The organism is Devosia sp. Root105 (genome assembly GCF_001424865.1).
Lineage (GTDB): Bacteria > Pseudomonadota > Alphaproteobacteria > Rhizobiales > Devosiaceae > Devosia_A.
Window position 1 is genome coordinate 463,391 of the sequence record NZ_LMCR01000019.1, and the last position, 13,386, is coordinate 476,776.

Consider the following 13,386-nt stretch of genomic DNA (forward strand, 5'->3'; position numbering starts at 1 on the left):
CCTTCCGGTGAACCAGATGACGTCGTCCAAGCTGCAGCCGGCCACGCGCCGGCGCTGGCGAGGCTCCTCGCCGCGCCTCACGCCCTACCTGTTCCTGTTGCCCATGCTGGTGCTGTTCGCCGGCTTCAAGGTCTACCCGTACCTCTATGCGGCCTGGCTGAGCCTCACCAAGATCATCAAGGGCCAGACGACCTTCGTCGGGCTCGGCAACTACGGGCGGCTTGCCACCGATCCGATCTTCTACAAGGCGCTCAGCAACACGCTGATCATCCTCATCACCCAGGTGCCGCTGATGCTGGGGCTGGCGCTGCTGCTGGCCGTGGCCTTCAACTCGGCGCTGCTCAAATTCCGTGCCTTCTGGCGCACCGCCTATTTCGTGCCGATCGTCATGGGGCTGGTGGCCTACGGCATCCTGTTCTCGACGCTGCTCAACAGCCACCACGGGCTGGTGAACTTCCTGCTCGAGGCCGTTGGGTTGCCGCGGGTGCCGTGGCTGGCCGACCCGGTGTGGGCCAAGGTGTCGATCATCATCGCGCTGACCTGGCATTACACAGGCAACAGCGCGGTGATCTACCTGGCGCAGCTGCAGTCGATCCCGGGGGAGCTCTACGAGGCGGCCGAGATCGATGGCGCCACGGCGTGGCAGCGCTTCTGGCACATCACCCTGCCCGGGCTGCGTCCTGCCATCACCCTCACCGTGGTGCTCTCGACCATCGGCACGCTGCAGCTCTTCGACGAGCCCTACGTGCTGACCAATGGCGGGCCCAACAACGCCACGCTGACCATCGGCATGTACCTGTACCAGAACGGCTTCAAGTACTTCGACTTCGGCTACGCCTCGGCCATCGGCTACGTGCTGACCGGCATTATCGGGGTGATTGCGCTCATCCAGTTCCGGTTCCTCAGGGAGAAACAGGCATGAGAACCGACCGCAGCCCTCAGACGCGCGCCGCGAGCCTCGCCGTCAGCATCGTCATCGCCATTGGCGGCCTGCTGATGCTGGCGCCGTTCTACTGGCTGATCGTCGCCAGCACGCACCGCACCAGCGACATCTTCTCCAACCCGCCGAACCTCGTGCCCGGCGACCAGCTGTGGGTCAACCTCACGAACCTGTTCGTCGGCGAGGGTTTTGGCCAGGCAGTGCTCAACTCCACCCTGGTGGCGACGATCTATGCGTTGCTGGGCGGGCTCGTCTGCACGGCGGCCGGCTATGCCTTCGCCAAGTTCCGCTTCCCCGGACAAGGGGCGCTGTTCGGCATCGTGCTGGTGATCCTGGCGCTGCCCTCGCAGGTGACGCTGGTGCCGCTGTTCCAGATCATGGTGCAGCTCAACTGGCTCAACACCTACCAGGCGCTGATCCTGCCCAACCTGGCGCTGCCCTTCGGCATCTTCCTGATGCGCCAGACCATGCAGTCGGTACCGGATGAACTGATCCAGGCGGCGCGGGTCGATGGCGCCGGTGAGTTCCGGATCTTTGCGCAGATCGTCCTGCCGACGATGCGGCCGGCCCTGGCGGCGCTGGGCATCTTCCTGTTCCTCGCGCAGTGGAACGACTTCGTCTACCCGCTGATCGTGCTCAGGACCTCGGACGCCTACACGGTGCCGGTGGCGCTCGCCTCGCTGCAGGGCCTCAGCGACACCGACTATGGCCAACTGCTGGCCGGCACCATGGTGTCGGTGCTGCCGGTGCTCGGGGTGTTCCTGTTCCTGCAACGTCATTTCGTCGCCGGCATCCTCGCCGGCGCGGTCAAGCAATAGCATTAGGAGACTGGCACCGTGCTGCTGGAAGACTACGCATCCGTCATGGCCCCTGCCGTCACCGGCATCCCCGGCGTCGAGGTGACAATCGGCACTGGCTGCCGGGTGATCGGCAAACAGAGCCTCGGCGAGCTCGAGATCACCACGATCGAGACCGATGGCGAACTGATCCGGGTGTCGCTCGAAGTGCCGCTCGGCGATATCGAGGGCTATTGGTACCCCAACGCTTCCATGCGGGCGCTGCCGGCCGACTGGAGCGGGCGAGACAAGACCAGCATCATTTCCTCGAGCCCGCTCGGCTGTGTCTATGACCGGCACTGCAAGGCCATCCTCGCCTTCTGCTTCGACCAGCAGATCGAGGAGAGCCAGTTGCGCTTCGGCGTCTCGGAAGAACACAAGAGCTTCGTCATCTATTACGAGCACGACCCCAAGGGACCGCGCACCATCCGGCTCGCCACGGCACGGGCCGGGCTCGATCATGCGGAGGCGGTCGGGCTGCTGCGCGACTGGCTGCGCGACGATATCGGTGAGCCCTTGCCGGTGCCCTTCGCCGGGACCGTGCCGGTCTACTGCACCTGGTATGCCTATGCGCAGAACATCGATGCCGAAAAGATCGAGCGCGACGCGGCCCTGGCCACTGCCCTCGGTTGCAAGGCGGTGATCATCGACGACGGCTGGCAGAAGCTGGCCACCGGCCGTTGGTATGCCGGGTGCGGCGACTGGATGGCCGACCCGCAAAAGTTCCCCGATATGCGCGGGCATATCGACAGGCTGCACGGGCTTGGCCTGTCGGTGATCCTCTGGGTGGCGCCGCTGCTCCTGGGCGAGAAGAGCGATGCCTATGCCCGGCTGAAGCCGTTTGCGCCCTACCACAATGCCGACGGCTGGCGCGCCTCGGCGCTCGATCCCAGGTACCGCGAGGTGCGGGAGCACTTCGTCGCAACCTGCATCCGCTTGATCCGCGACTATGGTGTCGACGGGCTGAAGATCGATTTCCTCGACGGCGTCGTCGCCTATCAGGGGACGCCGACCGGCGGCGATATCCCCGATGTGGGGCAGGCGCTGCATGCCACGTTGCAGCAGCTCAAGACGGAGTTGAAGGCGGCCGGGCTCGACGAGGCGCTGATCGAGTTCCGGCAGGCCTATGTCGGGCCGGCCACCGCGCCTTACGCCAACCTGCTGCGGGTCGGCGACTGCCCGGTCGATGCCAACCAGAACCGTCGCGCCACCGTCAATATGCGGATGATCGCGGCCGGCCAGGTGATCCATTCGGACCCGACCGTGTGGGACCACCGCGCCGGCGCGGAGCCGGCGGCGCGGCAGTTGCTCAACGCCTATTTCAGCGTGCCGCAGGTCTCCATGGACCTGTCGAGCCTGCCAGCAGTGCAGCGCGACGCGGTGCAGGCGGTGCTGCAGAACTGGATGGAAGACCGCGAGACGGTGCTGTTCGGTGAGGTGAGCGCCGGGCTGCCGTCCGAGGGATATCCGGTGGTACAGGCGCGGCACCAGGGTCGGCTGGTGGTCGGGGTGTATCAGCCGCTGGTGGTCGAGATCGACCTCGACGGCGTCACCGAGTTGCGGCTGCTCAACGCGACTTCCCACGAGCGGATCGTTGTGCGATGGACCGGCAAGTCTCGACGGCTGAGCGGCATCGCTCACTCCGCCCGCGGCGATGTCGGCATGCCGCTCGAAGTGGACACTGAGGGGCTTACCGAACTCAGCATTCCGGTGTCTGGTATTGCGACGCTCAGTGTCTTGAACGAGTAGCCACAGGGGAGCCAGTGGACAGGTCCGACGACAGCAATGGGCCGCGCAGCCAACGTGGCCGCAGCAGCGGCACCGAGGGTGCGGCGCACCGGCCACGCCCCCGTTCGCCGGCCGCCAATATAGGGCTTGCCGCGGTCGCCGAACTCGCCGGGGTCAGCGAAGCGACAGTCAGCCGGGTGCTCAACCGCAAGTATGGCGTATCGACCGCAACACGCGAGGCAGTCGAAGCGGCCCTGCGCAAGGCGGGCTATGAGCGGCAGCTGAAGGGTGAGCTGGTGCTGCTGCTGGTGCCCGGTGTTGCTGAATCGATCTTCGCCGACCTCTGCGAGGCGATCGAGAACGAGATCGCGCCTTATGGCTTACGCGCGGTGATCTGCCCCGGCACGCAGCGCGAGCGCGACTATGTCGAGGCGATGATCGATGCCGGCATCGCCGCGGTGGTGTTCCTGTCGTCGAGCAATACGGTGCGCAATGCCGATCCGGTGGCACGGCAGCTGCTGCAATCGCGCGGCATCCCGTTCATCTGCGTCAATGGCGGCTTCCCCGATACACCCTCGCCGGTGTTTTCGACCGACGACTGGCGCGCCGCCGAAATGGCGGTGGCGCATCTCTACGACCTCGGGCATCGCCGAATCGGCATGTGCGCCGGGCCGGTGGGCAACACCCCGGCCGATCGCCGCGTCGAGGGGTTCGTCCAGGCGATGGACCGGCGTGAGCTGCCCAATTCCGAGGATTTCGTGGTGCGGCAGTACTACAATGTCGAGGGTGGCCGGCACGCGGCGGAGGAACTGCTGCAGATGGGCGTGACGGCGATCGTGGCGTCGAGCGACGACATGGCGCTGGGGGCGATGCGCGCCATCCAACGCGCTGGGCTTCGGATCCCCGGCGACATCTCGGTGATCGGCTACAACGATTCCTACATGCTGGATTTCACCGACCCGCCGCTGACCGCGGTGCGGCAGCCGGTCGAGCGCATTGCCGAGAACACCACCCGCGCCATCGTGGCGCTGACCGCGAACCGTTCGCTGCCGCTGGCCGAAGTGCTGATCGATCCGGAATTCCGGCTGCGCGGTTCGACCGCGCCGGTGACGACGAAGTAACCCCGGAAATTAGAGAGGCCCAGACTAGGAGGTGGAACTCCAGCTGGGCCTCAGTCATCGGGCGGCGAAGCCCGACAACGGGGTTCACATAGACCCATGAGACCGATGAGTCCAGCAGCGATTGGTGCGGCAATGCGCCGGGGCGGGCAGTCGGCGCGCCCTCTCCCGCTTGCGGGGGAGGGGGACCAGCCGAAAGGCTGGTGGAAGGGGGGGCCGCAGACACTGAGCCTGCCCCGTCCGCCCACCNCTCCCGCTTGCGGGGGAGGGGGGACCACGCGAAAGCGTGGTGGGAGGGGGGTGCCCACGCACTGATGGTAGGCGGTGAGCTACGCACTGACGGTGGGCGGTGCCCCACGCTCCAATGGTGGGCGGACGGGGCAGGCTCAGTGTCTGCGGCCCCCCCTTCCACCAGCCTTTCGGCTGGTCCCCCTCCCCCGCAAGCGGGAGAGGGCGCGCCGACTTCGCGGGCCGGCTCACTTGATGGGACCGTCCAGTAGCCTACTCAGGCCAGCGATCGTCCGGGCGCCAGAAGCCGAGTTTGGGGGTGTTCCACTCGTCGGTGGGGAGGAACATCGTGCCGGGAGTGCGGAGGTTCGCTTCGATCGCCTCGAGGTTGAGGTCGATGCCGAGGCCCGGCTTGTCGGGCACGGTGACGTAGCCGTCGGCCATGTAGTTGGGCTCGAGGCCGGTGACGAGGCTCTCCCAGAACGGCAGGTCGAGGCCGTGATGCTCGCAGGCGAGGAAGCTCGAGATCGCGGCGGCAGTGTGGATATTGGCCATGAAGCCGATGGGCGAGCCGGCGCAGTGCAGCGCCGTCGGGATGCCCTCTTCTTCGGCGTCGTCGGAAATGCGCTTGGTTTCCATCAGGCCGCCCGAGGTGAGCAGGTCCGGGTGGACGATGTCGAAGGCGCGGGTGCGGATCGCCTCGCGGAAACCATCACGCAGATAGAGATCCTCGCCGGCGGCGATCGGGGTCAGCAGCGCATCGGCGATCTTCTTGTGGCCCGGTATGTCGAAGCGCGACACCGGGTCTTCCATCCAGGCGAGATCGAACTTTTCGAGCGCCTTGCCGAGGCGGATGACCTCATCGGAGGTGAGATAGCCTTCGCCGAAGTGATCGACGCAGATCTGCACGTTGGGGCCGACGGCCTGGCGGACTTCGCCGACGACATGCGCGGCGCGTTCGATGGTGGCATCGGTGAGCTTGACGCCGCGGCCATGCATCGGTGCCTTGAACGGCCGGCCCTCCTCGTAGGCGAAGTCGTATTTGGCGTCGTTGCCGATCAGCGGGCTGTCACCGGTCTCGAACAACGACGGCCTCAAATCGAACTTGATCCAGGTGAGGCCCCGGTCACGACGGCCGAGCACCGCGGCAACGAAGTCCTCAGGGGTCGGATCGTCGGGGGTCGGGGTGTCGCCGTAGAGGCGGACCTTGTCGCGATGCTTGCCGCCGAGCAACTGGTAGCACGGCACACCATAGACCTTGCCGATCAGGTCCATCAGCGCGATCTCGATGCCCGAGACACCACCGCCTTCGCGGCCCCAATTGCCGAAGCGCTTGATGGTGCGGAAGATCATGTCGACGTTGCAGGGGTTCTGCCCGACCAGCATCGACTTGAACTGCAACGCGTTGCTGGCATGGCCGGCGTCGCGCACTTCGCCAAGGCCATAGACGCCCTGGTTAGTGTCGATCCTCAGGATCGGATAATCGTAATTGGCTGCCACCACGGCGAGCCGCATGTCGGTGATGCGAAGTTCGGACGGGTTGGAGTGGGTGGTTATGGCGTTTTCAATCCGCCCCAGCTGCTTGTCGGTCATCTTGCTTCTCTAGGTTATCGTTTATTTTGGTCGCGCTTTCGAACCGGAAAAGTCTGCAACTTTTCCTGAAAACGCTCCGTTTCAGCGGCGGTGCGTATAGGCGGGGAGCATCAGGTCGGCGAGGTCGTCCATGATGGCGGCGGCCTCGGCGCGGGCGGCAGCGTCGAGCGCGCGGAAGCCGGATTGGCGGACCGCAGCGCTGGGGATGACGCCGCGCTGCTTCAGCACCTCCTTCATCAGCGGCATGCCGTAATTGCTCTCCATATCGAGCAGCGGCAGCAGGCGCTGGAAGATGTTGCGGGCGCGCCTGTCGTCCCCGGCTTCGATGGCGTTCCACAGCGCCACGTGCACGTCGGCGATTTCGCAGGCCGGCATGGTGCCGGAGACGCCGTGACGGACTTCCTCCATCAGCGTCTTGCCGGCCTTGCCGCCCATCACGCCCTCGAGCTTGTCGCCGCAGAGCCGGATGATCTCGCCGACGGTCTGGGCCGGGTAACCCGACTCTTCCTTGACGAAGCGAGCGGTGGGGATCTCGCTCACCAGCTCGGCGATGAGGCCGGCGCTCAGCGGCGAGGCGCCCTGCCCCGAGACGTTCTGGATCACCAAGGGCAGCGTGGTGGCGGCGCCGATGGCCTTGTAGTGCGCCTTGATATCGGCCGGGCTCGAGGGATGCAGCGTCGGCGGCAGCGACATCACCGCGTCGGCGCCGATCGTCTCGGCATGGCGGGCGAACTCGACGGCGAGGTGGTAGTGCGGCGCCGACACAGCGACGATCACCGGCACCTTTCCCTTGGCCTTACCGACGACGATCTCGGCGGCGCGCCGGCGTTCGGCTTCGCTGAGATAGAAGCCTTCGCTGGCCAGCGCGTTGGCGACGACGCCATGGACGCCTGCGGCAAGACAGAAATCGAGCGTGCGCTCGAGGGCCGCCTCATCCAGCCGGAAGTCGTCGGTGAACGGCGTCGTGACGATCACGAAGATGCCGCGGTAGTCGTTGCGATCCATGGGTATTGCCTTGTGTTTTGGATCAGGCGGCGATGCGCGGCCCATCGGGAATGCGCTGGACCTCCCCGTCCTGCGCAACGTATAGGACGATGCAAGATCGTATCAAATGTGTCAACATCGTATACGATGTGAGGTTGCCATGCTCCAGGACAGTTCCGCCCCCCGCAAGCGCCGCGGCGATTCCGACCCCAAGACCGAGACCAGCTACCAGCGGGTCACCAATCTGCTGCGCAGCGAAATCCTCGCCGGCGATATCCCCCTCGGTGGTCGGCTGACCATGACGGCGATTGCCGACCGCTTCGGCGTCAGCGTGCAGCCGGTGCGCGAGGCGTTGCAGCAGCTCGAGGGCGAGGGGCTGGTGGAGATGATCCCCAATCACGGGGCGCGGGTTCGCCAGCTCGACCGCAACCGGCTGGTCCACTCCAGCGAGATCGGCGAGGCGCTTGAATGCTACCTCGCCCGGCAGTTCGCCGAGGAGGCGTCGCTGTCGTCGCTGCGCCAGCTCGAAGCCTTGCAGGTCGAACACGATGCAGCGATCGAGGCGATGGACTGGGCCCGCATCGACGCCGGCAATCGCGTCTTCCACCGCTTCATCAACACGCATGGCGGCAATCTCGAAGCGGCCGATCTCATCGCGCGTTATTATGGCCTCAGCGAAGGCCTGATGAACAAGCACGGTCGCGACAAGGCGTTCGCCGAGCGGGTGCGCGCCGAACACCACGCGCTGCTCGAAGCGTTCCGCCGCCGCGATCCGGAGGCCGCCGCCCGGATCAACGCGGAACACGTCCGCGGCACCGTAGCCGCGGTGCTCGCGGCCTTCGAGACGACCCAGCGCTGAACGGCGGATAGTTGGGGGCAATGCTCACTTGGGTACCTCCCCCACATGCACCCTTGTCATCTCTCCGAGACTTTGTATGATAAACAGACATTCTTGCAAGCCCTCGTACAAGCGGGAGCACGGACTCGTGGTCCGGGGCGGCCAAAAGGACGGAGCAGTTCATGTCGGTAGTTTCGCGTCAGCCGGGCGGCACACGGGGCAACAGCCTCGGCGGCCTCATGCAGGTGCGCGGCATATTGGGGGGCATCGTCGCCGATCTCGGGCGGCGGGTGGTGGCGGGAGAATGGAAATCCGGCGAGACCCTGCCCACCGAGGCGGAACTGATGGCCGAGCTCCAGGTGGGCCGGTCGGTGGTCCGCGAGGCGATGCGCATCCTCAATGCCAAGGGCCTGGTGCGCAGCCGGCAGATGGAGGGCACGACAGTGATGCCGCGCGCCAACTGGCGGCTGCTCGACCCCGACCTGATCCAGTGGCGGATCGAAGCTGCCGACAAGAAGACGCTGCTGAAGGACCTGTTGCAGGTGCGCCTGGCGCTCGAGCCCGGCGTGGTCTGGATCGCCACCGCCACCGGATCGGACGAAGCCAAGGCGCGCATCCATGCCGCCTGGAAGGCCAAGACCGATGTCCTCACCGAGTCGTCGTCCCCGCAGGAACAACGCGACCATTTCATCACTCACGATCTCGAATTTCATCGCGCGTTCCTCGCAGCGGTTGGTTCGGAGATCCTCGAGCAGCTCTTTTCGGTGATCGAAGCGGCCCTGTCGCTGATGATCGACGGGCAGATGCAGGCGAGGGGTTCGACGACCACCCTGGTGGGGATGGAGGAGACCAACCAACTGCATCAGGACGTCTATGACGCCTTCGCCGCCGGGGATGCCGACAAGGCCGAGCGGGCGATGCGCTACCTGATCCAGCGCGCCATTATCGACGCCAACGAGGGCTTCGCGCTCAGCGAGTGACGGGCCCCGCAAAGGGACGACATGACAGAGCCGACAGGGGAGCAACGCCAGCTGTTCAAGCGGGTGGCGGAGCGGCTGCAACAACACGATTTCAAGGGCTGGTTCTACGGCGACTCGGTGGGTTTTGAAGGCCTGATCGCTGCCGGCGACATGCTCGGGGTAAAAACCTGGCAGGATTTCTCGCAAGGCTTCTTCCGCGCCTGGGCCACCCGCATGGAGCCGTTCCAGCTCGACGACAACACCGCGCCCGGCCACGCCATGTGCGAGATCGTCAGGCGCACCGACGACCAGGTGCTGTTCGCGGCGGTCAAGAAGCTTGCCGAACACCTCTATGCGCGCCGCCGCGTGCGCGGCGTCAGCATCACCTTCGAGGATACGCTGCGCGCCCTGCGCCAGCCCTATGGCGGGGTGCTCCTCTCAGCCGCGGACCAGCAGTTCATGCAGGACCCGGGTGCCGGCATCTGGCTCGACTGCATGCATTTCGATCCGCCGTTCTACGCGCATCTGGCAGCGATCGGCGGCGGCGGCGAGTGGTCGCAGCGCGCGGTCGACGAAATCCTCGGCTATTGCGACCTGCTGTTTGACCCCGAACTCGGCACCTACAACCACTACTGGCTGGAAAAGACCGAGCGCTCCTATATCCGCGGCTGGGGTCGCGGCCAGGGCTGGGCGCTGCTCGGGCTGCTCGACGTGGTCGAGCATGCCAGCGAGAGCTCTGGGAATTACGACGAAGTGGTGTGCCGCACGCAGAACCTGGCGCTGGCGATGCGCGACTGGCAGCTCGATGACGGCAACTGGTGGGCCATGGTGCACGAGCCGGCTTCCGGCCCGGAGTCGTCAACCGCCGCCTTCATGTCATGCGCGCTCTACCGGGGTATTCGGTTGGGCATTCTGCCGGCGGACGAGTTCCGGGCCGCGGCGGACAAGGCCTATGATGCGATGGTCAAGAACCTCGACGCCGAGGGTAACCTCCAGGGTGTCTCAGCGGCGGTCTATGCGGCGCTGGTGCAGCAGCATTACTGGCACGTGCCGCGCGGCTACATCGTGCCGTGGGGCCAGGGGCCGGTGCTGACCGCGGCATTGGCGCGGGTCAGGGTGGATGAGCGGTAGGCTGCTGGCAGACGGCCCCCTCCCATCCTCCCCCAAAAAGGGGGAGGTGCCGCACCGAGTGCCTGGCACTACCTAGCCACAAACTCGACTCTTCACCTTCCCCTTTATGGGGGAGGCCGGGAGGGGGCCGTCTCTATCAGTCGACTAGCCGTCCACCCTCACCCAAACTCCGGCGCCGCCATCCCCTTCACCCCGGGCCGGCAGACCAGCACGTTGCCCGACTCGGGCGCTGCCGCCAGCTCGGCCTCGGTCGCGCCATAGCTCGCCGTGGTGATGTACAAATCGCTGAGGTCCGGCCCCCCGAACGCGCAACTGGTGGGCTTGGCCACCGGCACCTCCAGCACCAGGTCGACGTCGCCGCGCGGCGTGAAGCGCACGACACAGCCGCCGTCCCAGCGGGCGTTCCACAGGCACCCTTCGGCATCGACGGTGGAGCCGTCCGGCACGCCGCGATCGAACCTGGCAAAGGGGCGCTTGTTGCTGATCACGCCGTCATCGAGGTCGAAATCATAGGCCGAGATTATCCCCGAGGCGGTGTCACAGAAGTACATGGTGCGGTTATCCGGGCTCCAGCACACGGTGTTGGAGATCCAGATACCGGTGTCGTGGGCGGTGAGCGTCAGGTCCGGATCGAGCCGGTAGAGGGTCCCCGCCGCTTCGAGCAGATCCATCCCGCCACCATTGGGCTGCAGGTTGTTCTGCATGGTGCCGAACCAGAAGCGGCCTTTCGCGTCGGTGCCGCCGTCGTTGGAGCGATTGTAAGGTTTGGCCGGGTCGGGATCGAGCAGGTGGGTCAGTTGCTTCGTGGTGAAATCGAAGCTCGAGATGCCGCTATGGGTGGCGACGATCAGCCCGCTGCCGTCGCGTCTGGCTCGGACGCTCATCACCATCTGCGGCATGGCGTAAGTGTCGCTCTTGCCGCTGGCCGGATCGTAGCAATGGAGCTTTGCCGGTTGCGGCACATCCACCCACCAGAGCTTTTGCCGCCGCGCATCCCAGAAGGCGCCCTCCCCCAGGAGGTCATGGCTTTCGACGGCAGTTGAAACCGAAATGGACACGAACGTTCCCCTCTATTCGTACATGCGGATGGTGACGCCGCCATCGATCACGATGTTGGCGCCGACAATGAAACGAGCCTCGTCGGAGGCGAGCATGGCAGCCACTGCCGCCACTTCGTCGGGCCGTCCGAGCCGCCCGACGGGCTGCTTCGCCTCGACCTTGCGGCGGGCATCGGGGTCCGGGTTCTCGGCGAACATCCGCTGGTTCAGCGGCGTATCGATATAGCCGGGCGAGATGGCGTTCACGGTGATGCCACGGTCGGCATATTCGAGCGCCAGCGACCGGGTCAGCCCCAGGAGGCCATGTTTGGCGATCGGATAGGGGAAGGTGTTGCGGATGATCTGGAACGAGTGGTTCGAGGCGATGTTGACGATGGCGCCGCTGCCCCGCGCCAGCATCGCCGGCAGCACGGCGCGGCAGCAGAACCAGGCGCCGTCGAGATCGACCGACATGCAGCGGGCCCAGTCGGCATCGGTGATCCCGAGCGGATCGCCGAACACCGCGATGCCGGCATTGTTCACGAGGATATCAGGGGCGCCGAGGGTCGCGGTGGTCTCCGCTACCATGGCCTCGACGCTGCTGGTATCGGCGACATCGCAGTGGATGTATCGCGCCCCTGTACCGGTCTCCGCCCGCAGCGCCGCAGCCGTCGCCTCGCCCAGCGCCGAGCTGATTTCGGCGACGGCCACATGCGCGCCTTCGGCTGCGAAACGGCGGGCAATGGCCTCGCCGATACCCTGACCGGCACCGGTGACAATGGCGACCCTGTCGCGCAAACGCTCCAAAACGATCCTCCCCAACTCGTCCACACCCGTCATTAGTGGGGCGCGTTGACTTTGTCAGATAAACAGATAAACATCCCAGTCGTCAACGGAGACCATCCCAATCAAAGGGCGGGCCCGTTCCGAGGATTTCACATCGGTCAGGGAGGACCAAATGACCAAAACGTCTCGCATGCTGGGGCATGCGATGCTGGCTGCCGGCATGTTCGGCATGGCTTTGAGCGGCGCTGCGCTGGCGCAGGAGAAGCTGATCGTCGGCATCTACAAGTCGGGGACGCAGCAATACTTCATCGATGAGGCCGCGGGCTTCACCAAGGCGGCGGAAGCGGCCGGCTACACCGCCAAGATCATCAATGTCGAACTCGACGCCAACCTCGCGATCAACGCCATCACCGATGCGATCGCCTCTGGCGCCAAAGGCATCGGCATCACCGCGCCGGACCAGGCGATCGGGCCGGCGGTGACCAAGGCTGCCGCCGATGCCGGCGTGCTGCTGGTCGCCACCGACGACTCGCTGAAAGACGGCGCCGGCAACGCGGTCCCCTATGTCGGCTTCGACGGCAAGGACATGGGCACCAAGGTCGGTGTCGCCGCCGGCGGGCTGCTGAAGGGTGCGGGCTGGCTCGAGGCCGGCAATTACGGCATCCTGTCGGTCGAAGTGCAGACCCTGTCGGTCTGCAACGACCGCACCAACGCCTCGCGCGATGAAGTGACCAAGGCCGGCGCCGATGCCGCCAGGATCTTCCCGGTGGCCTATGACGGCACCACCAATTCATCCCTCGAAGCCGCCGGCCCGGTGATCACCGCGCATCCGGATGTCGAGAAATGGGTGGTGTTCGCCTGCAACGACGAGGGCGCGCTGGGCGCCGTCAACGCACTGGCCAATGCCGGCTTCTCGCCCGACAACATCATCGCAGTGGGGCTGGGCGCCTACGAAGCCTGCCGGCCCTGGGCAGCGGGCCAGCCGTCGGGCTTCAAGGCGGCGCTTTATATCAGCGGCGTCGACGTGGGCGAAGCTGCAGCCAACGCGCTGATCAACGCCATCGAGAAGGGCGAGCCGCTGCCGCCGAACACGGTTGCCGCGACCTCGATCGTCGACCCGACCAACTACAAGGATGCGATGCCCTGCACCTGATGCAGCGCTGAACGCTCGGGCGGGCCACCTTGGTCCGCCCCCTTCCCCCACTGGT

12 protein-coding genes are annotated in these 13,386 nt (G+C 65.9%); 8 read left to right on the forward strand and 4 right to left on the reverse strand.

The genetic code is table 11. The features are described from left to right. Positions 1–16: 16 nt before the first annotated feature. Genes ASC68_RS24735 through ASC68_RS24750 form a run of 4 tightly spaced genes read left to right on the forward strand, consistent with a single transcriptional unit; the run spans position 17 to position 4,625 of the window. Positions 17–922 carry a sugar ABC transporter permease gene (locus tag ASC68_RS24735; RefSeq protein WP_055885658.1) on the forward strand — a complete coding sequence of 302 codons (906 nt, stop codon included), beginning with the start codon at positions 17–19 and terminating at the stop codon, positions 920–922. Continuing rightward, positions 919–1,758 carry a carbohydrate ABC transporter permease gene (locus tag ASC68_RS24740; RefSeq protein ID WP_055885662.1) on the forward strand — a complete coding sequence of 280 codons (840 nt, stop codon included), beginning with the start codon at positions 919–921 and terminating at the stop codon, positions 1,756–1,758. Before ASC68_RS24735 ends, ASC68_RS24740 begins: the two co-directional genes overlap by 4 nt. A gap of 18 nt (positions 1,759–1,776) precedes the next feature. Continuing rightward, positions 1,777–3,525, forward strand: coding sequence for a glycoside hydrolase family 36 protein (locus ASC68_RS24745; RefSeq protein WP_055885664.1), 1,749 nt, complete (start codon positions 1,777–1,779; stop codon positions 3,523–3,525). A 14-nt stretch (positions 3,526–3,539) separates the two neighbouring features. Continuing rightward, entirely contained in the window at positions 3,540–4,625 is a 1,086-nt protein-coding gene (locus ASC68_RS24750) for a LacI family DNA-binding transcriptional regulator (RefSeq protein ID WP_197421398.1), read from the forward strand. Positions 4,626–5,123: 498 nt separating this feature from the next. Here the strand turns inward: ASC68_RS24750 and ASC68_RS24755 are convergent, their stop codons facing one another. Further along, entirely contained in the window at positions 5,124–6,443 is a 1,320-nt protein-coding gene (locus ASC68_RS24755; protein WP_055885668.1) for a mandelate racemase/muconate lactonizing enzyme family protein, read from the reverse strand. An 81-nt stretch (positions 6,444–6,524) separates the two neighbouring features. Beyond that, positions 6,525–7,448, reverse strand: coding sequence for a dihydrodipicolinate synthase family protein (locus ASC68_RS24760; protein WP_055885671.1), 924 nt, complete (start codon positions 7,446–7,448; stop codon positions 6,525–6,527). Between the two features lie 139 nt (positions 7,449–7,587). On the opposite strand from ASC68_RS24760, the gene ASC68_RS24765 reads away from it, so the two are divergent. The 3 genes from ASC68_RS24765 (at position 7,588) to ASC68_RS24775 (ending at position 10,355) form a co-directional block, all read left to right on the forward strand. After that, positions 7,588–8,286, forward strand: coding sequence for a GntR family transcriptional regulator (locus tag ASC68_RS24765; protein WP_055885674.1), 699 nt, complete (start codon positions 7,588–7,590; stop codon positions 8,284–8,286). 161 nt (positions 8,287–8,447) lie between these two features. Beyond that, a complete protein-coding gene (locus ASC68_RS24770; protein ID WP_055885677.1) occupies positions 8,448–9,245 on the forward strand; it encodes a FadR/GntR family transcriptional regulator in 798 nt (265 codons plus the stop codon). Positions 9,246–9,266: 21 nt separating this feature from the next. Continuing rightward, positions 9,267–10,355 carry a glycoside hydrolase family 88 protein gene (locus ASC68_RS24775; protein WP_055885681.1) on the forward strand — a complete coding sequence of 363 codons (1,089 nt, stop codon included), beginning with the start codon at positions 9,267–9,269 and terminating at the stop codon, positions 10,353–10,355. Between the two features lie 158 nt (positions 10,356–10,513). On the opposite strand, the gene ASC68_RS24780 is transcribed toward ASC68_RS24775, so the two are convergent. Together ASC68_RS24780 and ASC68_RS24785 are read right to left on the reverse strand one after the other, a co-directional pair. After that, positions 10,514–11,413, reverse strand: a complete 900-nt coding sequence (locus tag ASC68_RS24780; RefSeq protein ID WP_055885686.1) for an SMP-30/gluconolactonase/LRE family protein — start codon at positions 11,411–11,413, stop codon at positions 10,514–10,516. A 12-nt stretch (positions 11,414–11,425) separates the two neighbouring features. Then, positions 11,426–12,199, reverse strand: a complete 774-nt coding sequence (locus tag ASC68_RS24785; protein WP_055885690.1) for an SDR family oxidoreductase — start codon at positions 12,197–12,199, stop codon at positions 11,426–11,428. A 151-nt stretch (positions 12,200–12,350) separates the two neighbouring features. On the opposite strand from ASC68_RS24785, the gene ASC68_RS24790 reads away from it, so the two are divergent. Next, positions 12,351–13,331, forward strand: a complete 981-nt coding sequence (locus ASC68_RS24790; RefSeq protein WP_055885694.1) for a substrate-binding domain-containing protein — start codon at positions 12,351–12,353, stop codon at positions 13,329–13,331. Positions 13,332–13,386 lie beyond the last annotated feature (55 nt).